At 67.9% G+C, this 20,942-nt stretch carries 19 protein-coding genes, 3 tRNA genes and 1 pseudogene (1 of these 23 cut by a window edge); 10 read left to right on the top strand and 13 right to left on the bottom strand.

What is annotated here, in order from left to right:
- Positions 1 to 685 carry the 5' portion of a bile acid:sodium symporter family protein gene (locus QE363_RS08645; protein ID WP_309694393.1) on the bottom strand. Its footprint begins 311 nt before the window's first position, so the window shows 685 of its 996 coding nt (coding positions 1-685); the start codon lies at positions 683 to 685; its stop codon lies beyond the left edge, outside the window.
- 404 nt (positions 686 to 1,089) lie between these two features.
- Positions 1,090 to 1,557: an Lrp/AsnC family transcriptional regulator gene (locus tag QE363_RS08640; protein ID WP_307104486.1), complete on the bottom strand. Its 468-nt coding sequence runs from the start codon at positions 1,555 to 1,557 to the stop codon at positions 1,090 to 1,092.
- A 111-nt stretch (positions 1,558 to 1,668) separates the two neighbouring features.
- Between QE363_RS08640 and QE363_RS08635 the strand changes: the two genes are divergently transcribed.
- The 3 genes from QE363_RS08635 to QE363_RS08625 all read left to right on the top strand — a co-directional run bounded on the left by QE363_RS08635 (position 1,669) and on the right by QE363_RS08625 (position 6,446).
- Complete coding sequence (locus QE363_RS08635) at positions 1,669 to 2,820, top strand: pyridoxal-phosphate dependent enzyme (RefSeq protein WP_309694391.1); 1,152 nt, start codon at positions 1,669 to 1,671, stop codon at positions 2,818 to 2,820.
- Positions 2,817 to 4,832, top strand: a complete 2,016-nt coding sequence (locus QE363_RS08630; RefSeq protein ID WP_309694387.1) for a M3 family metallopeptidase — start codon at positions 2,817 to 2,819, stop codon at positions 4,830 to 4,832. Before QE363_RS08635 ends, QE363_RS08630 begins: the two co-directional genes overlap by 4 nt.
- Before the next feature lie 153 nt (positions 4,833 to 4,985).
- Positions 4,986 to 6,446, top strand: coding sequence for a globin-coupled sensor protein (locus QE363_RS08625; protein WP_307104480.1), 1,461 nt, complete (start codon positions 4,986 to 4,988; stop codon positions 6,444 to 6,446).
- A 242-nt stretch (positions 6,447 to 6,688) separates the two neighbouring features.
- Here the strand turns inward: QE363_RS08625 and QE363_RS08620 are convergent.
- The 3 genes from QE363_RS08620 to QE363_RS08610 form a co-directional block, all read right to left on the bottom strand.
- Positions 6,689 to 6,764 (bottom strand) — tRNA-Ala (locus QE363_RS08620).
- Positions 6,765 to 6,836: 72 nt separating this feature from the next.
- Positions 6,837 to 6,912: transfer RNA gene (locus QE363_RS08615), tRNA-Ala, on the bottom strand.
- A gap of 87 nt (positions 6,913 to 6,999) precedes the next feature.
- Positions 7,000 to 7,323 carry a TIGR02300 family protein gene (locus tag QE363_RS08610; RefSeq protein ID WP_307104832.1) on the bottom strand — a complete coding sequence of 108 codons (324 nt, stop codon included), beginning with the start codon at positions 7,321 to 7,323 and terminating at the stop codon, positions 7,000 to 7,002.
- Positions 7,324 to 7,418: 95 nt separating this feature from the next.
- Here QE363_RS08610 and aroA point away from each other — a divergent pair, with 95 nt between their 5' ends.
- The 7 genes and pseudogenes from aroA to QE363_RS08575 all read left to right on the top strand — a co-directional run bounded on the left by aroA (position 7,419) and on the right by QE363_RS08575 (position 13,965).
- Positions 7,419 to 8,750, top strand: a complete 1,332-nt coding sequence (aroA, locus tag QE363_RS08605; protein WP_307104478.1) for a 3-phosphoshikimate 1-carboxyvinyltransferase — start codon at positions 7,419 to 7,421, stop codon at positions 8,748 to 8,750.
- Complete coding sequence (gene cmk, locus QE363_RS08600) at positions 8,747 to 9,382, top strand: (d)CMP kinase (RefSeq protein WP_309694380.1); 636 nt, start codon at positions 8,747 to 8,749, stop codon at positions 9,380 to 9,382. The genes aroA and cmk overlap by 4 nt, the downstream gene beginning before the upstream one ends.
- A gap of 373 nt (positions 9,383 to 9,755) precedes the next feature.
- Positions 9,756 to 11,465, top strand: coding sequence for a 30S ribosomal protein S1 (rpsA, locus tag QE363_RS08595; protein WP_309694378.1), 1,710 nt, complete (start codon positions 9,756 to 9,758; stop codon positions 11,463 to 11,465).
- A 123-nt stretch (positions 11,466 to 11,588) separates the two neighbouring features.
- Positions 11,589 to 11,903: pseudogene (locus QE363_RS08590) on the top strand (integration host factor subunit beta); the annotation flags it as partial.
- Positions 11,904 to 12,014: 111 nt separating this feature from the next.
- Positions 12,015 to 12,098 (top strand) — tRNA-Leu (locus QE363_RS08585).
- 5 nt (positions 12,099 to 12,103) lie between these two features.
- Positions 12,104 to 13,540: an ABC transporter substrate-binding protein gene (locus tag QE363_RS08580; RefSeq protein ID WP_309694374.1), complete on the top strand. Its 1,437-nt coding sequence runs from the start codon at positions 12,104 to 12,106 to the stop codon at positions 13,538 to 13,540.
- 5 nt (positions 13,541 to 13,545) lie between these two features.
- Complete coding sequence (locus tag QE363_RS08575) at positions 13,546 to 13,965, top strand: DUF4112 domain-containing protein (protein ID WP_309694372.1); 420 nt, start codon at positions 13,546 to 13,548, stop codon at positions 13,963 to 13,965.
- An 8-nt stretch (positions 13,966 to 13,973) separates the two neighbouring features.
- Here QE363_RS08575 and QE363_RS08570 read toward each other — a convergent pair whose 3' ends face one another.
- The 8 genes from QE363_RS08570 to QE363_RS08535 all read right to left on the bottom strand — a co-directional run bounded on the left by QE363_RS08570 (position 13,974) and on the right by QE363_RS08535 (position 20,604).
- A complete protein-coding gene (locus tag QE363_RS08570; RefSeq protein ID WP_309694370.1) occupies positions 13,974 to 14,681 on the bottom strand; it encodes a ribonuclease T2 family protein in 708 nt (235 codons plus the stop codon).
- On the bottom strand, positions 14,678 to 15,073 hold the full coding sequence (locus QE363_RS08565) for a hypothetical protein (protein WP_309694367.1): 396 nt from the start codon (positions 15,071 to 15,073) through the stop codon (positions 14,678 to 14,680). Before QE363_RS08565 ends, QE363_RS08570 begins: the two co-directional genes overlap by 4 nt.
- 26 nt (positions 15,074 to 15,099) lie before the next feature.
- On the bottom strand, positions 15,100 to 15,936 hold the full coding sequence (nadC, locus tag QE363_RS08560) for a carboxylating nicotinate-nucleotide diphosphorylase (RefSeq protein WP_309694365.1): 837 nt from the start codon (positions 15,934 to 15,936) through the stop codon (positions 15,100 to 15,102).
- Complete coding sequence (gene nadA / locus QE363_RS08555; RefSeq protein ID WP_309694362.1) at positions 15,933 to 16,919, bottom strand: quinolinate synthase NadA; 987 nt, start codon at positions 16,917 to 16,919, stop codon at positions 15,933 to 15,935. The genes nadC and nadA overlap by 4 nt, the downstream gene beginning before the upstream one ends.
- A gap of 45 nt (positions 16,920 to 16,964) precedes the next feature.
- Positions 16,965 to 17,693: a DUF4230 domain-containing protein gene (locus QE363_RS08550; protein ID WP_309694359.1), complete on the bottom strand. Its 729-nt coding sequence runs from the start codon at positions 17,691 to 17,693 to the stop codon at positions 16,965 to 16,967.
- The gene (locus QE363_RS08545) at positions 17,675 to 18,535 is read right to left on the bottom strand and encodes an MBL fold metallo-hydrolase (RefSeq protein ID WP_309694357.1); all 861 of its coding nucleotides are present in this window, start codon (positions 18,533 to 18,535) and stop codon (positions 17,675 to 17,677) included. Before QE363_RS08545 ends, QE363_RS08550 begins: the two co-directional genes overlap by 19 nt.
- Positions 18,536 to 18,625: 90 nt before the next feature.
- The gene (locus tag QE363_RS08540) at positions 18,626 to 20,239 is read right to left on the bottom strand and encodes a M56 family metallopeptidase (protein ID WP_309694355.1); all 1,614 of its coding nucleotides are present in this window, start codon (positions 20,237 to 20,239) and stop codon (positions 18,626 to 18,628) included.
- Positions 20,236 to 20,604, bottom strand: coding sequence for a BlaI/MecI/CopY family transcriptional regulator (locus QE363_RS08535; protein ID WP_307104458.1), 369 nt, complete (start codon positions 20,602 to 20,604; stop codon positions 20,236 to 20,238). The genes QE363_RS08540 and QE363_RS08535 overlap by 4 nt, the downstream gene beginning before the upstream one ends.
- Positions 20,605 to 20,942: the final 338 nt, after the last annotated feature.

Here is a 20,942-nt window from a genome sequence, read left to right as displayed (position 1 = left end):
GATCGGCGGGCGACACGCGCGACCACAGCCCCTCGACCACAGCCGCGCCAAAGGCCGTATAGACGACGAGCAGGATCGAGCCGCGATCGACGATGGTCAGCAGCGACTTGCGACGGGCCACGAACCCGCCAATCCATGGGCGCAGCAGATGGCCGATGACGAACGGCGCCAGCAATTGCAGCAGGATGCCCTCGATCGACGCCAGCGAGACGCCGCCCCCGCCATCGACCTTCATCAGCAAGGCCACCAGGGCCGGGGTCAGCACGATGCCCAGCAGATTGGAGAAGGAGGCACTACAGATCGCCGCCGCGACATTGCCGCGTGCGATCGCGGTGAAGGCGATCGAGGATTGCACCGTCGACGGCAGCAGGGTCAGGAACAGGATGCCGGTCGCCAGCGACGGATCGACGCCGGGCAGATGCGACAGGGCAAGGCCGAGCAGCGGAAACAGGATGAAGGTCGACGCCAGCACCGCCAGATGGAGCGGCCAGTTGCGCAGCCCTTGCCAGATCGCGTCGCGCGACAGCTTGGCACCGTGCAGGAAGAACAGAAGGACGATCCCCGCATCCGCCATATAGCCCGCATAGACGGCGAACGCCCCGCGCGCGGGCAGGATCGTCGCCAGCAGGACGGTGCCCAACAGGCTGAGCACAAAGGGTTCGAAGATGGAAAAAAGGCGCTGCATCGTCGGCGCTCCCTGAAATGGCGGTCGAGCACCGGCTGTCTCAACGGACCGGCACGGCCTTGCGCGCCAGATAGGTCATGAAGGCTGTCGCTGCCAAGCGCGTGGGGGCGATGCCGCAAAGGAAAATGGGGGGAGCGATGGCCGATACGCTCAACCCCCATCCCGGTCGTCCAGCCGATGCCGGTCTTACCGGCGGCTTCCACTCCCGTTTATGATTCTGTCTTCGTTGGCCGACGACGCCTTCATTCCGTAGGGGAAAGCGCGGCCAAAAAAAAGGCCGGTCTTGCGACCGGCCGGAAAGTTTTTAGGAGAGGATGCCTGAAAGGCCCGTCCCTTGTGCATCGCAGCAGCGATTGACGCAATTGCAACCTCAACAAATGCAGTTGCACAAAATGCAATCCATATCATCGGGACGGCTGGGGCAGCGGGATCGCGGTGCTGTGCTTGATCTCCTCCATCGCGAAGGCGGCGCTGACATCGACCAGGCGGACGCGTTCGATGAGGCGCTTATAGACCCGGTCATAGGATTTGATGTCGGCCACGCGGATCTTGAGCAGATAATCGATCTCCCCCGCCATGCGGTAGAACTCGACGACCTCGGGCATGTCGTTCACGGCCTTGGCGAAATCATCGAGCCAGGCGGCGGAATGCTCGGCGGTGCGAACGCTGACGAAGACGGTCATCCCCGCATCCAGCTTTTCCGGATCGAGCAGCGCCACCCGGCCGAGGATGATCCCCTCCTCCTCCAGCCGCCGGATGCGCCGCCAGCAGGCATTTTGCGAAAGATTCACCCGTGCGGCCACTTCGGCGACCGACAGGCTGGCATCCGCCTGGAGCTGGGCGAGGATGGCAGTGTCAATTCTATCGATCATATGGCCCTCATATGGGATTTTGTCACACCAAACACGGAATGAACCGCCAACTTTGGTATGATTTCGCGATAAGAACCGCATATCCTTTCCAGCAATGAAGGAAAATATGCCATGTTGATGACCGCGCCCCCCCGCCCCGCCACCGATCAGGATGCGATCCAGGGCGCAGTCGATGCGCTGGGCATCGCCGTCACGGAGAAGCCGGTCGACCGGCGTTTCGTCGACGCCGCGCTGGCGGTGCTCGACCGGGATCGGCGCCGTTGCCCAGAGACGCCGCTGCTGGCCGTCACCCTTCCCTCGGCACCCCATGTCGACCTGTATCTGAAGGACGAGTCGGCGCATCCGACGGGCAGCCTGAAGCACCGGCTGGCGCGGTCGCTGTTCATCGGCGGGATCGTCGCGGGCGTCATTCGCGCGGGTCGCCCGCTGGTCGAGGCATCGTCGGGATCGACGGCGGTGTCGGAAGCCTATTTCGCGCGGCTGCTCGGCCTGCCCTTCCACGCCGTCATGCCCGCCAGTACCTCGGGGGCCAAGATCGCCGCGATCCAGGCGCAGGGCGGCCAATGCCATCTGGTCGAGCCGCACCGCCTGTATGACGAGGCGCGCGACCTAGCCGATGCGCTGGGCGGCGTCTATCTCGACCAGTTCACCAATGCCGCGCCCGCGACCGACTGGCGCTGCGACAATATCGCCTCGGCGATCCTGACCCAGATGGCGGGCGAGCCGCATGCCGTTCCCGAATGGATCGTGGTGGGCGCGGGCACTGGCGGGACCGCCGCCACGATCGGGCGGCATTGTCGCTATCGCGGGCTTCCCACCCGGCTTTGTGTTGCCGATGTCGAGCATAGCGCCTTTTTCCAGGGCTATCGCGACGACGATCCCACCGCGCGCTGCCCCGCCCCGTCGCGGATCGAGGGGGTCGGCCGCCCTCGTGTCGAGCCGTCCTTCCTGCCCGGTGCGATCGACCGGATGATGAAGCTGCCCGATGCCGTGTCGATCGCGGGGATGCGGATCGCGGGCGAGTGCCTGGGGCGGCCGGTGGGGCCGTCGACGGGCGCGAACTTCGTCGCCGCCGCGCTGCTGGCGCTGGACATGACCGCCGCCGGACGAGCCGGATCGATCGCCACGCTGATCTGCGACCATGGCGCGCGCTATGCCGATTGCCACCATGATCCGCGCTGGTTGGCGCATCAGGGGCTTGCCGAAAGCGTCGACGCTGCCGAGATGTCGCTTCGCACGATGTTGCTCAAGGACGCCGAATGACCATCAATCCGCTTCTCGCCGATACCGACCTTCCCGATTTCGCCGCCGTCCGGCCCGAGCATCTGGTGCCCGCCGCCCAGGCGCTGATCGCCGATGCCCGCGCCGCCGCCGACCGTATCGGCGGATCCAACGCCAGCGATTTCGCCGATGTCGTGCTGGCCAGCGAGCGCGCGGGGTTCGCGATAGCGCGCGGCTGGTCGCCTGCGGGGCATCTTCATTCGGTCGCCGACACCCCCGAACTGCGCGCCGCCTATGCCGAGGCGCAGGCGATGCTCGCCGAATATGGGCTGGAGGCCGGACAGGACCCGCGCCTGTTCGCCGCGTTCAACCGGGTCGACCTCGCGCCGCTGACCGAGACCGAAGCCCGCGCGGTCGTGCTGGCGCGCCGTGACTTCACTTTGTCGGGCGTCGGGCTGGACGATGCGGCCAAGGCGCGGTTCCGCGAGATCGGGGTCGAGCTGAACAAGCTGACCACCGAGTTCGGCAATGCCGTGCTCGATTCGAGCGAGGCCTGGGGCGAGCACGTCACCGACGAGGCGCTGCTGTCGGGCCTGACCGACAATGCCAAGGCGATCCTGGCTGCCTATGCCGCCGAGAAGGAGCTGGACGGCTGGCTCGTCACGCTGCGCGAACCCAGCGTTCAGGCGATCCTGACCCAGGCCGACAATCGCGACCTGCGCGCCCGCGTCGCCAAGGCCTATGCCACCCGCGCTTCCGACCAGGCCGCCGATCCCGCGCACGACAACAGCGCCCGGATCGACCGCATCCTGGCGCTGCGCCATGAGGCCGCCCGGCTGCTGGGCTTCTCCGACGCCGCCGCGCGTTCGGTCGAGACCAAGATGGCGCAGTCGGCCGACGAGGCGCTGGCCTTCCTGTCCGACTTGGCCGCCCGCGCGCGTCCGCTGGCGGAGCGCGAACTGGCCGAGGCGAGCACCTATGCCGCCGAGACGTTCGGCATCGCCAAGCTGGAGCCCTGGGACACCGGCTATGTCGCCGAGCATATGCGCCGCGAGCGCTTCGGCGTCGACCGCGAGGCGATTCGCGCCTATTTCCCCCTGCCCCGCGTCATGGAGGGCACGACCGCGCTGATCGAGCGGCTCTACGGCATCCGCCTGGTCGAACGGCCGGGCGTGTCGGTGTGGAATGCCGATGTCCGCTATTATGACGTGCAGGATGCGAGCGGCGAGATCGTCGCGGGCGTCTATTGCGATTTCCACGCACGCGCGGGCAAGCGCGGCGGTGCCTGGATGGACGTGTGCCGTCCGCGCTTCCGCGATGCCGATCGTTTCCATCGGCCGATCGCCTATCTGACCTGCAACTTCCCGCCCGCGACGGGCGATACGCCCGCGCTGCTGGCGCATGGCGATGTGGTCACGCTGCTCCACGAATTCGGCCATGTGCTCCACCACCTGCTGACCGAGGTCGACCTGCCCTCGATCGGCGGGATTTCCAGCGTGGAATGGGATGCGGTCGAGCTGCCCAGCCAGTTCATGGAGAATTTCGCCTGGGACCGCGACACGCTGACCCAGCTGTCCGCGCATGTCGAAACCGGCGAGCCGCTGCCCGACGACCTGTTCGCAAAGATGCTGGCGGCGCGGCGGTTCCAGGCCGGGCTGTTCCTGCTGCGTCAGATCGAGTTCGCGACCTTCGACCTGCGGCTGCATCGCGACTTCGACCCGGCGCAGGGCGGCCGGGTCATGGCCGTGCTGAACGCGGTGCGCGATGAGGTAGCGGTGATTCGCCCGCCCGAATGGAATCGCTTCCCGCACAGCTTCGCCCATATCTTCGCGGGCGGCTATGCGGCGGGCTATTACAGCTATCTCTGGGCCGAGCTGCTGTCGGCCGACGCCTTTGCCGCCTTTGCCGAGGAGGGCCAGGTGGCGGGCGACCGGTTCCGCCGCGAGGTGCTGGCGCGCGGGGCGAGTCGTCCCGCCGCCGAGAATTTCCGCGCTTTCCGGGGCCGCGCGCCGGAGCCGGATGCGCTGCTGCGCCATCACGGGCTGGCCGCCTGAGCCCAGGGGCCGGGTTCGCGCAGGCGGCCCGGCCCGTTTCGGGGCCGATCGCGTAACCGACGTGGGTTGCGGGAAAAAATTGTGCCCCATCGGTAACCGCCACGGCTTCTTAACCCTCTTTGCCATAACAAGGCGTGGCATGGAGGATGGGCCGTGAGCGGATCGGAACATATTGATTTTGAGCAGAGGCTGGCGGCGTTCGACTATGACGCGCAAAGCTATGCCACCTTCCCGATGGTCAAGCGCGCGATCGAACGGCACGCCCCCGCGGCGCTGACCGCGCTGTACCGTCACATCGCCAACACGTCGCAGATCCGGGGGCTGTTCGCGTCGCAGGCACGGATGGACCACGCCCGCGACAAGCAGATGGAGCATTGGCGCAAGCTGTTCTCGCGCCCGCTCGACCGCGACTATGCTGCCTCCTCGACCCATATCGGGCAGGTCCATGCCCGGATCGGGCTGGCGCCGACCTGGTATATCAGCGGCTATGCGCGGATGCTGGAATATGTCCTGCCCAAGCTGATCCTCGGGCGGCTGCTCTGGCCTTTCGGCGCGCGGCGGCGCGCCCGGGCGGCGACCGCGCTGGTCAAGGCTTCGCTGATCGACATGGATATCGCGCTGGCCGCCTATTTCGAGGCCGAACAGGCCGGGCGCCGAGCCGTCATCGAACGCTGCGGCGCGGTGTTCGACCGGATGGCCAAGGGCGACCTGACCGCCTCGCTCGACGGGCTGCCGACCGAATATCAGGCGCTGGCCGACAGTTTCGAGGCGATGCGCACCCAGATGTGCGCAACGCTGGGCGTGGTGACCCAGTCGGGCGAGGAAATCCGCATCGGGTCGGGTGACATCCGGCTGGCCTCGGACGACCTGTCCGACCGCACCAAGCAGCAGGCCGCCTCGCTGGAGGAAACGGCGGCGGCGATGCAGCAGATCACCACCACGGTCCGCCAGACCGCCGACGGCGCCTCGCGCGCCAACCGGATCGTCGGCGAGGCGCGTCAGGAAGCCGAGGAATCGGGCCAGATTGTCCGCCGCGCGGTCGAGGCGATGGGCGGGATCGAGCGCGCCTCGTCCGAAATCAGCGAGATCATCAGCGTCATCGACGGCATCTCGTTCCAGACCAACCTGCTGGCGCTGAACGCAGGGGTCGAGGCGGCGCGCGCGGGCGAGGCGGGCAAGGGCTTTGCCGTCGTCGCGTCCGAGGTCCGCGCGCTGGCCCAGCGGTCCGCCGAGGCGGCCAAGGACGTCAAGACGCGCATTCTGGCCTCCTCCGACCAGGTCGGTACGGGCGTCGAACTGGTCAACGAGGCTGGCGAGGCGCTGCAGCGAATCATCGGACGGATCGGCGAGATCAGCGAACTGGTGTCGCAGATCGCGGCCTCGGCCGGGCAACAGTCGATCGGGCTGCAACAGGTCAACACCGCGGTATCCGAAATGGACGGCGTGACCCAGCGCAATGCCGCGATGGTCGAACAGGCCACCTCGTCCGCGCGCAAGCTGGCGCTGGAGGCCGAGACGCTGGCCCGCGAAGTCGCCCGTTTCCGGCTGACCGACATGACCGGCGACGCCGCCAACCCCGTTCACCGGATGCAGCGGCGGCTGGCGGCGGTCTGATCGGGCCTGACGGCGCGTTTTCCATTCACCGGGGAATGTTGCGACCGCCGCCATGTCCCCCACCCGTTCGGGCTGAACGAAGTCGAAGCGCATGGGCAGCCTTTGCCGCCTGGCGAAGCCTATTCCCTCGCCTTCGCCCGAGCAGACGCGCTCCTGCGCGACTTGCCCGGCGCGCGACGCACAACGCGAAAAACCACCCATGGACGACCAGGGCGGTGGACGCTGTCAGCGATGTCAAAGGATGGTGGAGCCGAGGGGGATCGAACCCCTGACCTTCGCAATGCCATTGCGACGCTCTCCCAGCTGAGCTACGGCCCCATCGGTGTCGGCATGGCCCGGCGGGATGCGGGTCAGCCTGTCAGCAGCTTAGCTGCCGACGTTCCTGCGGAATGGTGGAGCCGAGGGGGATCGAACCCCTGACCTTCGCAATGCCATTGCGACGCTCTCCCAGCTGAGCTACGGCCCCGTTCCGCTGTGGAGGCAGCCCACTAGCGGGGCCGCCGGGGCTCGGCAAGTACTTTTTTCAGGTCCCTGCCGAACCCCGTCGAACGACTCAGTGTTCGTCGTCCTCGCTGGACGTCTCGACGCCCAGATCGTCGTCGCCGCCCAGATCGACTTCATCGTCGGGCGAGGGCTCTTCGTCCTCACCGGTGATGTCCAGATCCTCGTCGTCACCGCCCGCCAGATCGCTGTCGGCTTCCTTGTTCTCGGCCTTGACCTGCTCGAACGGCAGGGGCTGCTTCGACTTCAGGATGGGCTCGGGCTCCCACTGCGTCCCGCAATTGATGCAGGTCACGGGGTCGTCCTTTTCGAGGTCGTAAAAGCGCGTCGCGCATTTCGGGCACGTACGCTTCGTGCCCCATTCCGGCTTGATCATGCCGTTCATACCTTTCGGATTGGGTTTTCCGCCGGAGCGAAAAGTGGGCGCGCCTTGCCACAGCGCAAGGCCCCTGTCAAAAGCCCGCGCCATCTATGGCGCACACTCTTCCCCAGCCTCGCACCGTGCGAGCCGCCGCCGCCCTTCGCGGCACCATCGCCGTTCCGGGCGACAAATCGATCAGCCACCGCTCGCTGATGCTCTCCGCGCTCGCGGTCGGGCAAAGCCGGGTCCGGGGCCTGCTGGAGGGCGAGGACGTGCTCGCCACCGCCAGCGCGATGCGCGCGATGGGCGCCGACATCGTCCGGCAGGATGACGGGGTGTGGGTGATCCACGGCGTCGGCGTCGGCGGGCTGCTCCAGCCCGAGACCGCGCTCGACATGGGCAATTCGGGCACCTCGACGCGCCTGCTGATGGGTCTGGTCGCCAGCCATCCGATCACCGCCACCTTCACCGGCGACGCCTCTTTGTCCAAGCGCCCGATGGGCCGCGTCATCGATCCGCTGTCGCAGATGGGTGCGCAGTTCCAGGACACGCCGGGCGGCCGCCTGCCCCTGATGGTCCGGGGAATCAGCCCGGCGGTGCCCATCCGCTACACCCTGCCCGTCGCCTCGGCCCAGGTGAAGTCGGCGATCCTGCTCGCGGGGCTCAACACGCCGGGCGAAACGACGGTGATCGAGCCGATCGCGACCCGCGACCATAGCGAGCGGATGCTGGCGGGCTTCGGCGCCGAGCTGACCGTCACCCCCTCCCCCGAGGGGCGGATCATCACGATTCGCGGGCAAGCCGAGCTGAAGCCGCAGGACATCGTCGTGCCGGGCGATCCGTCTTCCGCCGCCTTCTGGCTGGTCGCGGGGTCGATCGTGCCGGGCGCGGACGTGACGATCACCAATGTCGGCATGAACCCGACCCGGACCGGCATCATCGCGGCGCTCAAGATGATGGGCGCGGACATCACCGAGCTGGACGCGCGCATCGTCGGCGGCGAGCCCGTGGCTGACCTGCGCGTCCGCCATGCCCCCCTGACGGCGATCGAGGTTCCGCCCGAGCTGACGCCCAGCATGATCGACGAATATCCCGTGCTGTTCGTCGCCGCCGCCTTCGCGACCGGCACGACCATCGCACGCGGCGCGGAGGAACTGCGCGTCAAGGAGTCGGATCGCATCACCGCCATGGCCGACGCGCTTGGCGCGTGCGGTGTCCGTTGCGAGGAATATGAGGACGGCATGGCCGTGACCGGCACCGGCGGCGATCCGATCCCCGGCGGCGCGACCATCGCGACGCTGCTCGACCACCGGATCGCCATGAGCATGACCATCGCGGCGCTGAACGCCCGTGATCCGATCACGCTGGACGATGCAGCGCCCGTCGCGACCAGCTATCCCGTCTTCTTCGACACGCTGGAGTCGCTGGGGGCGCTGGCATGATCATCGCGGTCGACGGACCGGCGGCCAGCGGCAAGGGCACCATCGCCCGCGCGCTGGCGAAGCATTACGGGCTGCCCCATCTCGACACCGGGCTGCTCTACCGCGCCGTGGCGGCGACGGTGCGCGCGATGCACCTCGACCCGACGCGCGAGGCCGATGCGGTCGCGGCGTGCAGCTTCGACGACAGCCTGCTCGCCGATCCGGCCTTGCGCGATGACGAGACGGGCAAGCTCGCCTCGGTCGTGTCGGCGCATCCGCTGGTCCGCGCCGCGCTGCTCCAGCGGCAGAAGCGCTTCGCCAACCAGCCGGGCGGCGCGATCCTCGACGGACGCGATATCGGCACGGTCATCGCCCCCGACGCCGACGCCAAGCTGTTCGTGAAGGCCAGCCCGCAGGTCCGCGCGCGGCGGCGGCATAACGAGCTGGCCGCCAACGGCTCGACCGCGAGCTTCGAACAGGTGCTGGCCGACATCCGCGCCCGCGACGAGCGCGACAGCGGCCGGGCGACGGCCCCCCTCACCCAGGCGGCGGATGCGGCGGCGCTGGATACCTCCAGCCTGACCATCGACGCGGCGGTCGCCCGCGCGATCCAGTTCGTCGACGCCCAGGTCGCGGCCAAGGGGCGCCCCTGATATTCCTCCCCTGCAAGGGGAGGTGGCGCGGAGCGCGACGGAGGGGTGTCGCCCTCTCGATAGCGGGACACCCCTCCACCAGCTTCGCTGGTTCCCCTCCCCTTGCAGGGGAGGAATAGCCGCCCCCTCACCTTGCACAAAACCCCATTTTCGGCTAAAGCACCCGCGCTCGCGGACCCTGTTCCGCGGAGAGGCTGACGCAGGGCCTTGCCCTCAGCGTCCTTTCCGCATTTGTCGCGGACCGCCGCTTTTCCGTGTTTCAGTCACATCTTCGGGCCTGGTGGCGTCGACATGGGGTCGGCGCGGCCATCGTCGAACGCCGGGGCCGAATCCCCGACCGGAGGCGAAAAACTCTCAGGAACCTAACCCTTTTATGGCAACCAACCCCCAGCCCACGCGCGACGATTTCGCGGCGATGCTCGATGACATGTTCGGCGGTGCCGACAGCTTCGAGGGTCGCGTCGTGCATGGCACCGTCACCGCGATCGAAAACGACATGGCCGTCATCGACGTCGGTCTGAAGTCGGAAGGCCGTGTGCCCCTCCGCGAATTCGCTGCCCCCGGCCAGAAGGCCGACCTGAAGGTCGGTGACGAGGTCGAGGTCTATGTCGACCGCGTCGAGAACATGCACGGCGAAGCGATGCTCAGCCGCGACCGCGCGCGCCGCGAGGCCGCCTGGGACAAGCTGGAGCTCGAATTCTCGAAGTCGGCCCGCGTCGAAGGCGTGATCTTCGGCCGCGTGAAGGGTGGCTTCACCGTCGACCTGAACGGCGCCGTGGCGTTCCTGCCCGGCTCGCAGGTCGACATCCGCCCCGTCCGCGACGTCACCCCGCTGATGGACATCCCGCAGCCGTTCCAGATCCTGAAGATGGACCGCAAGCGCGGCAACATCGTCGTTTCGCGTCGCGCGGTCCTGGAAGAGACCCGCGCCGAGCAGCGTTCGGGCCTGATCCAGAGCCTGGCCGAGGGTCAGGTCATCGACGGCGTCGTCAAGAACATCACCGATTACGGTGCGTTCGTCGACCTGGGCGGCATCGACGGCCTGCTGCACGTCACCGACCTGTCGTACAAGCGCGTCAATCATCCGTCGGAGATGATCGCGATCGGCGACACCGTGCGCGTCCAGATCATCCGCATCAACAAGGACACGCAGCGCATCTCGCTCGGCATGAAGCAGCTCGAGAGCGATCCGTGGGATGGCGCCGGCGCCAAGTACCCGGTCGGAGCCAAGCTGTCGGGCCGCGTCACGAACATCACCGAATATGGTGCATTCGTCGAGCTGGAGCCGGGCATCGAAGGCCTGGTCCACGTGTCGGAAATGTCCTGGACCAAGAAGAACGTCCATCCGGGCAAGATCGTGTCGACCTCGCAGGAAGTCGATGTGGTCGTCCTCGAGGTCGATCAGGAAAAGCGCCGCATCTCGCTCGGCCTCAAGCAAGCTCAGGCCAATCCGTGGGAGGCGTTCGCCGCCGCTCATCCGATCGGCTCGACCGTCGAGGGCGAAGTCAAGAATGCGACCGAGTTCGGCCTGTTCATCGGCCTGGACAACGATGTCGACGGCATGGTCCACATGTCGGACATCGCCTGGGGCGTGTCGGGTGAGGACGCCCTCAACCTGCACCGCAAGGGCGAAGTCGTTCAGGCCGTGGTCTTGGACATCGACCCCGAGAAGGAGCGCATCTCGCTCGGCATGAAGCAGCTCGAGCGCGGCGGCCCCGTCGCTGGCGGCGTGGCTGCGGCTGGCGATCGCCTGAACAAGAACCAGGTCGTCACCGTGACCGTCCTTGAAGTCCGCGACGCAGGGCTGGAAGTCCAGGCGGGCGACGATGGTGCGACCGGCTTCATCAAGCGCACCGATCTGGGTCGCGACCGTGACGAGCAGCGCCCCGAGCGCTTCCAGGTCGGCCAGAAGTTCGACGCGATGGTCACCGGCTTCGATCGTTCGAAGAAGCCGACCTTCTCGGTCAAGGCGATGCAGATCGCCGAAGAGAAGCAGGCGGTGGCGCAGTACGGTTCGTCCGACTCGGGCGCGTCGCTGGGCGACATCCTGGGCGAAGCGCTGAAGGCGCGCGGCCAGAAGTAAGCCGTAAGGCCGGGACGCATCCGCTTTGCCGGATGTGTCCCGGTTTCGCACGCAATGGAACCAGTCCGTCGCTTAATCGTATAATAAAATCGCTTTCAGCAGCGAGAAACACAGGTTAGGAACGGCGCGTCTGTAGCTTGGGACAAGACGATGATCCGTTCGGAACTGGTACAAAAAATCGGTCAACACAATCCGGGGCTGAACCCGCGCGAAGTCGAGTTGATCGTAACCATCTTCTTCGATGAGATTACCAAGCGGCTGGCCGATAACGGTCGTGTCGAACTTCGTGGTTTCGGTGCCTTTTCTACCCGCGCGCGCAGCGCCCGCACCGGCCGCAATCCCCGGACCGGCGAAACCGTCGATGTCGACGCCAAGCGCGTCCCCTATTTCAAGCCCGGCAAGGAAATGCGCGCCCGCCTGAACGTCGAGGGGGCCTGAGCCTTCTTGCCACCACGGGGCGGGCCGATCGGATCGGGTGAAGTTCCTGCTCCCCGATGATCGGTCCATGCTTGACGTGGGCGACAACCTCGTCTCTTCCTGTGCCCGTGCGCGGACGTGGCGAAATCGGTAGACGCTGCCGACTTAAAATCGGCTTCCTATGGAGTGCGGGTTCGAGTCCCGCCGTCCGCACCATCCTTTTGACCGGCGCGCTGCTTGCCACCTCGGCATGCGAGCGGCGGGCCGATACGGGCGCGGTTATCGTCAGTGCGGTTCGGCCCTCCCCCGACAAAACGCCGCAGAAACGCGACCCGGCCAACGCCAGCGGCGGCGACATGCCGCATCGGCTGCTGCGTGACTCCCTGGCGCAGGGACTCGTGCGGTTCGACGCCAATGGGCAGATCGAGCCGGGGCTGGCCGAGCGCTGGATCGTCATCGACGAGGGCGGCAGCTATATCTTCCGGTTGCGCGAGGCGACCTGGAATGACGGGTCGCCGGTCACCGCCGAACAGGTCGTACCGATCTTGCGCCGTCTGATCACGCCCGGCTCGGGCAATCCGCTTGCGCCGTTCCTGACCGCCATCGACGAGATCGTCGTGATGACGCCGCAAGTCATCGAGGTCCGGCTGTCGCGTCCGCGCCCCGATCTGCTCAAACTCTTCGCCCAGCCCGAAATGGCGATCATCGACCGCGCGCGTCATGGCACGGGGCCGTTCCGCATCGTCCGCGCCGGGCCGCCGCCCCTGCTCCGCCTGATCCCCGACCCTCGCCGCGCCGAGCCTGAAGACGATGCGACTCCCGCGCCGGAGGACGATGTCCGCCTGATCGGCGAAAGCGCCGCACGGGGCATTCTTCGCTTTTCGCGCGGCGCGTCCGATCTGATGCTGGGCGGGCGGTTCGAGAATTGGCCGCTGCTCGATCTGGTGAATATCGCCCCGGCGGCGGTGCGGGTCGACCCTGCCGCCGGGCTGTTCGGCTTCGCCATCGCCAGCCGGGACGGGTTTCTGGGGGATGCGGCGAACCGCCAGGCGCTGTCGGCCGTGTTCGACCGGGCCGCCTTGCTCGGGGCGATCGCGCCCAATTGGGAGGCCAGCGACCGCCTGCTGCCCGATACGCTGGATTCGGACGCGCCGCCGCAAATCCCCGGCTGGGCGCTGCTGACGCTGGACGAACGCCGCGCCGCCGCCCGCGCCCGTGTCGCGGCCTGGGGACAGCCGGTGCACCTGCGCATCGCCCTACCGCAAGGGCCGGGGGCGAACATGCTGTACGGACAGGTCGGCGCGACGCTGCTGTCGATCGGCATCGTGCCCGAGCGCGTGACGCTGGACGCGCCCGCCGACCTCAGGCTGATCGATGCGGTCGCCCCCTTCGACAGCGCGCGCTGGTATCTCGCCACCGCCTGCGCGCCGTGCGGCGATGCCGCCCGTGCGGCCATCGAGCAGGCCCGGCTCGCGCCCACTCTGGCCGCCCGCAGCGCGGCGATCGCCGCCGCCGATGCCGCGCTCAACGCCGATACGCCCTATATCCCGCTGGCCCGTCCGCTGCGCTGGTCGCTGGTCAGCGGCCGACTGCGCCAGTTCCAGGCCAATAGCCGCGCCTGGCATCCATTGAACCGCCTGCGCGCCGACCCCAATTGAGGGGCATGGCCAAAGCGTCTCCCATCGATTCCTCGATCTTCGAAAACCTTCCCCTGGACAAGGGGATCACCGCCAGTCGCCAACGGATCGAGGCGATGGAAAGGCTGTTGGAGCGCGTCGTCGTGCTGCCGGGGATCAATCGGCCGATCGGCCTCGACGTGATGCTGGGGCTGGTGCCCGTGATAGGCGACATCGCCGCCGCCGCGCTGGGCAGCTACATCATCTGGGAAGCGCGCAATCTGGGCCTGTCGCGGTTCCAGATGGCGCGGATGATGGCCAATGTCGGGTTCGACGCGGTGCTGGGCTTCGTGCCGCTGATCGGGGATGCGGCGGACGTGCTGTTCCGGTCCAACACGCGCAACCTGCGGATCATCCGCAAGCATCTCGACAAGCATCATCCCTCCACCGTGACGGTGGAGGGATAAGCCAGCCTTCAGCGCTGACCGCGCCAGATCTTGATCGGGGCACCGGGTTGCAGGCCGCCCTGATGCGCGGGGCAGCGGGTATAGCGGAACGCCTTGTTCAGGCAGATCCAGATTTCGTCCAGCCAGCCCTCGCGGGTCGCGGTGACGCGCATCATGTCCGCGGTCATGCCCCGGTTCGCGGCTGCCACCGCCGTCGCGACGTCACCGGCGGTCAGATTGCCCTGACGCGACAGCGCCATCATGTCCGGGAAGCGCAGGCCGTGATAGAGCGCATTGGACTGCTGGAAATAACGCGCCGGGCTGTAGCCCGCCATGCAGGTGCCATGCTTGGCCCATTCATGCTGCATCAGCTGCGCCGAGGGGGTAGCGCAGATGTGACGGCGGACCACCGCCTGGGGCAGGATCGCGGTCGGGCGGCAATATTGCGGCCACTCTTTCTCCTCGCCATCCGGCCACAGGCCGTGCAGCGTGAAGCCGAAACGGTTGCCCGTGCCGCACTGGAAGCGGCTGTCGCCCTTCGGATCGCGGCAATATTGCGGGCTCCAGGTGATCGCCAGCGTATAGCTGCCGATGGGCAGCACGCGGGTCGGCTGGCTGGCGCTGGGCAGGTCGGGGCGGATGCGCTGCGGCCCCGAGGGGGCGGTGCATTGCAGCGTCTGCGCCGACAGCATCTGTGGCGCGGCCAACATCGCCAGCCCGATCAGGATCGTCTTCATGCTTCGTTCTCCTCCGCCTTGGCGCGATACCAGGCCAGCGCATTGGGCCGCAGCAGCATCACCACCGCGACCAGAGACGCCGCCGCCTGCACCGCCGTCAGCACGCCGAACATCCCCTCGGCCAGCGCACCGACCGACACCTGGTACAGAAAGCCCAGCAGGTTGAGCACGGTCATCACGATCAGCAGGCCCAGCCCGATCCGGCTCGCCAGACGGGTGGTCCACAGCGTCGCCAGCAGGAACAGGCCGATCAGCAGGACATTGGCGAAGATCGCGATGCCGACCCCCGCCTGCGCCACCGTATCGTTCCAGCCCAGCGCCGCCAGCACCACCAGCAACAGGATGGCGAGCAACGACAGCCGCTCGCCCAGGATCACCGATTTGGGTCGCAAGACCTTTCCCCTCTTCAGGCCACGGCTCAGGCCGCGGCGAAATCCAGCCCGATATCCGCCGCCGGGGCGGACTGGGTCAAGCGACCGACGCTGACATAGGTCACGCCCGTCTCCGCCAGCGCGCGGATCGTGTCCAGACGGACGCCGCCCGATGCCTCGGTGGGTACGCGGCCCGCGACCTTGGCAACGCCCTCGGCCAGCATCGCCGGGCCCATATTGTCGAGCAGCAGGTGCGTCGCGCCTGCCGCGAGGGCCGGTTCGATCTGGTCGAGCGTATCGACCTCGACGATGATCCGCGCGATCCCCGCCGCCCTAGCCGCCGCGACCGCCGGGCCGATGCCGCCCGCGACCGCGACGTGATTGTCCTTGATCATCGCCGCATCCCACAGGCCCATGCGGTGGTTCTGCGCGCCGCCCATGCGGGTGGCGTATTTCTCCAGCGGGCGCAGGCCGGGGATGGTCTTGCGCGTGTCGAGCAGCGTCGCCCCCGTCCCCGCCATGGCCGCGACATAGGCCGCCGTCATCGTTGCGATGCCCGACAGGTGCTGGACGGTGTTGAGCGCGGACCGCTCGGCGGTCAGCATCGCACGGGCCTGTCCCGACAGGCGCAGCAACGCGGTGCCCGGCGCGACGGCCGCGCCGTCCTCGACCAGCCGCTCGATCGCGACTTCGGGGTCGAGGCGGCGGAAGAACGCCTCGGCAATGGGCAGCCCGGCGACGGTGATCGCATCGCGGCTGGCCATCGTCCCCACGAACCGCGCGCTCGCCGGGATCACCGCGGCGGAGGTGATGTCGCCGCCCGGCCCCATATCCTCGGCCAGCGTCGCAGTGACGAAGCCGTCGAGGTCGAAGCCCTCGATCACGAACGCGGACCCAGATCGCCCTTGCCGACCGTCCCGCTCGCCAGCGTCAGCATCGCGTCGAGGCTCTTCTTGGCCTGGAGCCGCAGCCCCTCCTCGATTTCGACGCGCGGGGTCAGGTCGCGGAGCGCGAGGTACAGCTTCTCCATCGTGTTCAGCGCCATGTACGGGCAGATGTTGCAGTTGCAGTTGCCGTCCGCGCCCGGGGCGCCGATGAAGGTCTTGCCCGGCATCGCCTTCTGCATCTGGTGGATGATGTGCGGCTCGGTCGCGACGATCAGCGTGTCGCCGGTGATACCTTGCGCGAATTCCAGGATGCCGCGCGTCGAGCCGACATAATCGGCGTGATCCAGGATGACGGCGGGGCATTCGGGATGCGCGGCGATCGGCGCATCGGGGTACTGCGTGCGCAGCTTCAGCAGTTCGGTTTCGCTGAACGCCTCGTGCACGATGCACACGCCCGGCCAGAGCAGCATGTCGCGCCCCGTCTTGCGCGCCAGATAGCCGCCCAGGTTGCGGTCGGGGCCGAAGATGATCTTCTGCGCCGGGTCGATCTGCGCCAGGATCTGCTCGGCGGAGGACGACGTCACGATGATGTCGGACAGCGCCTTCACCTCGGTCGAGCAGTTGATATAGGTCAGCGCGATGTGATCCGGATGCTGGGCGCGGAACTCGGCGAACTGTTCGGGGGGACAGCTGTCCTCCAGGCTGCATCCGGCCGCCATGTCGGGCAGCACGACGATCTTGTCGGGCGACAGGATCTTGGCCGTCTCCGCCATGAAGCGCACGCCGCAAAAGGCGATGACGTCCGCGTCGGTCGCCTGCGCCTTGCGGCTGAGGTCCAGGCTGTCGCCGACGAAATCGGCTAGGTCCTGAATCTCGGGCTTCTGGTAATAATGGGCGAGGATGACGGCGTTGCGTTCCTTGCGGAGCCGGTCGATCTCGGCGCGCAGGTCGAGGCCCGTCAGATTCGTCTGGATGGTCATGTTCCCTCCCCTAAGCGCAAGGCGGTGCGCCGACAATCGGGCACGTCATCCGCCGTTGCCCAGAACCTCCTGAACCGTCCGGGTCGTGTCCCAGCGTTCGTCGTCCCCGGCCTCGTCGGCGTAGCGGACCTTGACGGTCGCATCGACCCCGGCGGCGCGCAGCGGCATCGCGAAGCTGCGTTCGACCGCGCGGCGGGTGGCGTCGCGCGCCAGCTTCATCGGTGCGGGGCCTCGCGCCTGTCGCATCAGTTCGACCTGTCCGGCGGTACGGTTGGCGGCATCCAGCCGCTGCTCGGCATCGGTAAAGGTGGTCAGCACCCCGCCCGAGCCATATTCGCGGATCGCCGCCATATCGACCTGCGGCCCGTCGATCTCAAGCGGCGGCAGGGTGACGGTCAGCACATGGTCACCCGCATCCCAGCGGACATCCTGCTGGCGCAGCTTGCCCAGATCGACCTCGTAACGGACCATGCCCGGCATGATGAGCGTCCGTTCGGTCGAAAAGCCCAGTTGCGACTGGCGCGAGGTGACGACGGCGACATAGCGGGCGGCAAAGGCCGACAGCCGGTTCTGCTCGCGCAGGCCCTCCAGGCTGGCGCGCGCGATGGTGGTGGGATCGGGGGTCAGCCGGTCGGCGACATAGCGCTGTACCCCCCAGGCCGCGATCAGCCCGGCCAGGACCAGCAGAACGAGGACGCCCGCCGCCTTGGCCATGAACAGGCCGAAGCCGCCGCTCCGCGTATCGACCGGCGGGGTCACGCCGCGATCGTCCATGATGCTCCCTCCTCGCGGACCAGTCCCCGCATTCGCAGATCGTAAAGATGCGCCAGCACCGAGCGTTCCGCCGCGGGTAGCAATTTGGGATTCAGCCCGACATACATGCGCGCGGTCATCGCGGCTGTGTCGAGCGGATCGCCGCCGCCCAGCAGGCGCAATATCTGCCCTTCGCGCTGCTTGCGATGGCCCAGCATCCCGCGCACCAGACGCTGCGGATTGTCCACCGCCTCGCCATGCCCCGGATAATAGACGCGGTCGTCGCGCTCCATCAGCTTTTCGAGGCTGGCCATATAGGCGCCCATGTCGCCATCGGGGGGCGACACGATGCTGGTCGACCAGCCCATGACGTGATCGCCGGAGAACAGCGCCTTGGTCTCGGGCAGTGCGAAGGCGAGATGGTTGGAAGTATGGCCCGGCGTCGCCAGGGCGGTCAGCGTCCAGCCATCGCCCGACATCCCCTCCCCCTCGGCCAGCACCCGGTCGGGGGCATAGTCGCGGTCGAACGCGGCATCGGACCGGCCGCCTTCGTAATCGGGCGCGAAGGGCGCGGCGCCGACGACGGGCGCCCCCGTCGCGCGAGCGAGCGGGCGGCTGGCCGGGCTGTGATCGCGGTGGTGATGGGTGATCAGGATCGCGGCGACCGGACGCCCGGCGATCGCTTGCAACAGGACATCGAGATGGGCGGGGTCGTCGGGGCCGGGATCGATCACCGCCACGTCGCGGTCGCCGACGATATGCGTCTGCGTCCCCGTATAGGTGAAGGGTGAAGGATTGGGAGCGAGCACGCGGGAGACCAGCGGCTCAAGCAGGATCGGAATGCCGGTCGGGTGCTCAGCCATCCCACATCATGTGGGCAAGCCGCCGATAAAGAGCAACCCCTGTACCCATTGACCGGGCACAGGGGTCGAGGGGGGTAAAGTCGGGGCGGATCAATCCGCGTCGCGGTTCGCCATTTCGGCCTTCAGCTCCGCCGTCGCCTCGTTCAGCCCCTTCAGGGCATCGCGCCGGGCGTCCTCGGACAGGTTGCGGTCACGATTGATCGACGCGCGGGCGCTCTCGATGCTGGCGAGCGCGATCCGCATGTTGGTCTGGGCCGAACGCTGGGCGTTCAGGGCGGACAGCGACGCCAGGCGCGCGGATTGCTCGATCCGGTCGGTGCAGATAATCGTGACCTGCCGCCGGGTCTCGCCCTCGACGGTGGTATAGCTGGTCCGGCTGTCGCTGCCGCTCGTGCCGCAGCTGCGCGACTGGACGATCGGCATCGGGGGCATCGGCACCATCGGGACGACAGCGTTGCGGTCGAAAATCCGGACCTTGTGCCCGTTGCGCAAGGTGACGACGCGGATGCGCGGCACGGCCGGGGCCTGGGGCGCGGCGGGCGCTTCGACGGCCGGCGGGGTTGCCGGCACGGCGGGAATGGCGGGCGGCGCGGGCGGGGTCGCCGCGATGGCGACTGCGGGCTTGGCGGTCACGACCGGGACGATCGGCGCGGACGGCGCGGTGGGCGGGTCGGACAATTCGGGTGCCGTCTGGGCGACCGCGGGCAGGACCGCCGCCGTGCTGGTCAGGTCGACGCCGATGGTCCGCTCGACCCGCTCGGTCAGTGCCGCCGCCGCCGGGGTGCCCGACGCCGTCAGGCCCAGCCCGGCCAGCACCAGCAGCGATACGCTCGCCCCGCCCGCCACCAGCTGGCGACGCGAAGTCGGAGAAGTCGTCAACATCTTCAGCCTCCCTTTCAGATCCTCGATGGTGTGCAGGTGACAGGCGCCCGACAGCGCGCGGCCATGCGCGGCCTTCACGATGGCGCAGGCATAAACATGCCGGTCGGCGCGGCTACGCCCCTTCAGGACACGCGCGTCATTGGCCAGTTCCTGATCGGCACGAAAGGCGTGGAAGGCCCGCCACGCCAGCGGGTTGAACCAGTGGAGCGCCAGCACGCCCAGCGCGATCCAGTTGGCGATCAGATCGCCGCGCGCATGGTGGCCCAGCTCATGCGCCAGTGCCAGGTCGCGCTCGTCGGCGTCGTAACGCTCGGCGAAATCGCGCGGAAAGGCGACATAGCGGTGCCAGATCCCGAAGGCGAGCGGCCCCGGCGCGCCGTCGCTGGCGACCACGCGCACGCCCTTGACCGCGTCCAGCGTCTCCGCCGTGGCGAGCAGCCGCGTGCGGAACCGCCAATGGCGCAGCAGCTGGAACCCCAGAAAGCCCCCCGCACCGACGATCCAGACCAGTGCCACCGCCTGCGCCACCATCGGCCAGAGGCTGGGCGCGGCGAGCGGCGCGGGCAGTTGCTCGGCCATCGGCACCATGACATAGGCGGTGAAGCGTTCGCTGGCCGCCGCGAGCGGCGGTGTCGCCTGCTCGGACAGGCCGCGCGGCAACGGAGGCAGGACCAACCGGAGCAGCGGCAACGCCCAGAGCGCATAGGCGACCTGCGGCCCGAAGGCCCGGCGGACATGGCCCCGCGCCAGCAGCACCAGCGCCATCAGCAGGGCAGAGGCGATCATCGCCTCCACCGCCCAGCCCAGTTGCGCGCCGCTCACGCCTTCAGCTCCTTGAGCAGCGCCTCGATCTCGGAAATATCCTGCGCGGTCAGCTCGTCGCGCTCGGCCAGATGCGCGACGAGCGGGGTCAGGCGGCCGCCGAACAGCCGGTCGATCAGGCGGCGGGACTCGCCCACGACATAATCGTCACGCGCCACCAGCGGGCGATAGAGATAGCGCCGCCCCTGCTCCTCATGCGCGATCGCCTCCTTGGCCAGAAGACGGCCGAGCAGCGTCTTGACGGTGTTGGTGGTCCAGCCGCGTTCGGGATCGACCCGCTCGGCAACATCCTGCGCGGTCAGCGGCGAGTCCTCCCACAGAACCTCCATCACCGCATGTTCGGCATCGCTGATACGCTCGGCCATCGACTCGCCCCTTCATTGACTACGCTCGTAATCGTACGCCGATTACAGGTGTAGTCAATGGGGTCCAAATTCAGGATTGCTTCTTTTTCCCCTCTCCCCTGGACAGGGGAGAGGGTTAGCGAAGCTTGCCAGCCTGCTGGCTAGCGCAGCTTGGGTGAGGGGTTGAGCGAGCCCAAAGGCTCGCGCGCTCGCGGAGCGAGCGCCTACCCCTCACCCAGCTCCGACTAAGCCTTTGCTTTCGCAAAGGCCAAGTCTGCGCAACCCTCTCCCCTCTGCGAGGGGCGAGGGGAGGCACGGCATCGTTGAATGGCGATCCGCCCTGGGTCCGGGCGATCGCC

Origin of the sequence: Sphingomonas sp. SORGH_AS_0870 (assembly GCF_031453175.1) — a bacterium.
GTDB lineage: Bacteria > Pseudomonadota > Alphaproteobacteria > Sphingomonadales > Sphingomonadaceae > Sphingomonas.
This window is presented reverse-complemented; position numbering and strand designations above follow the sequence as displayed.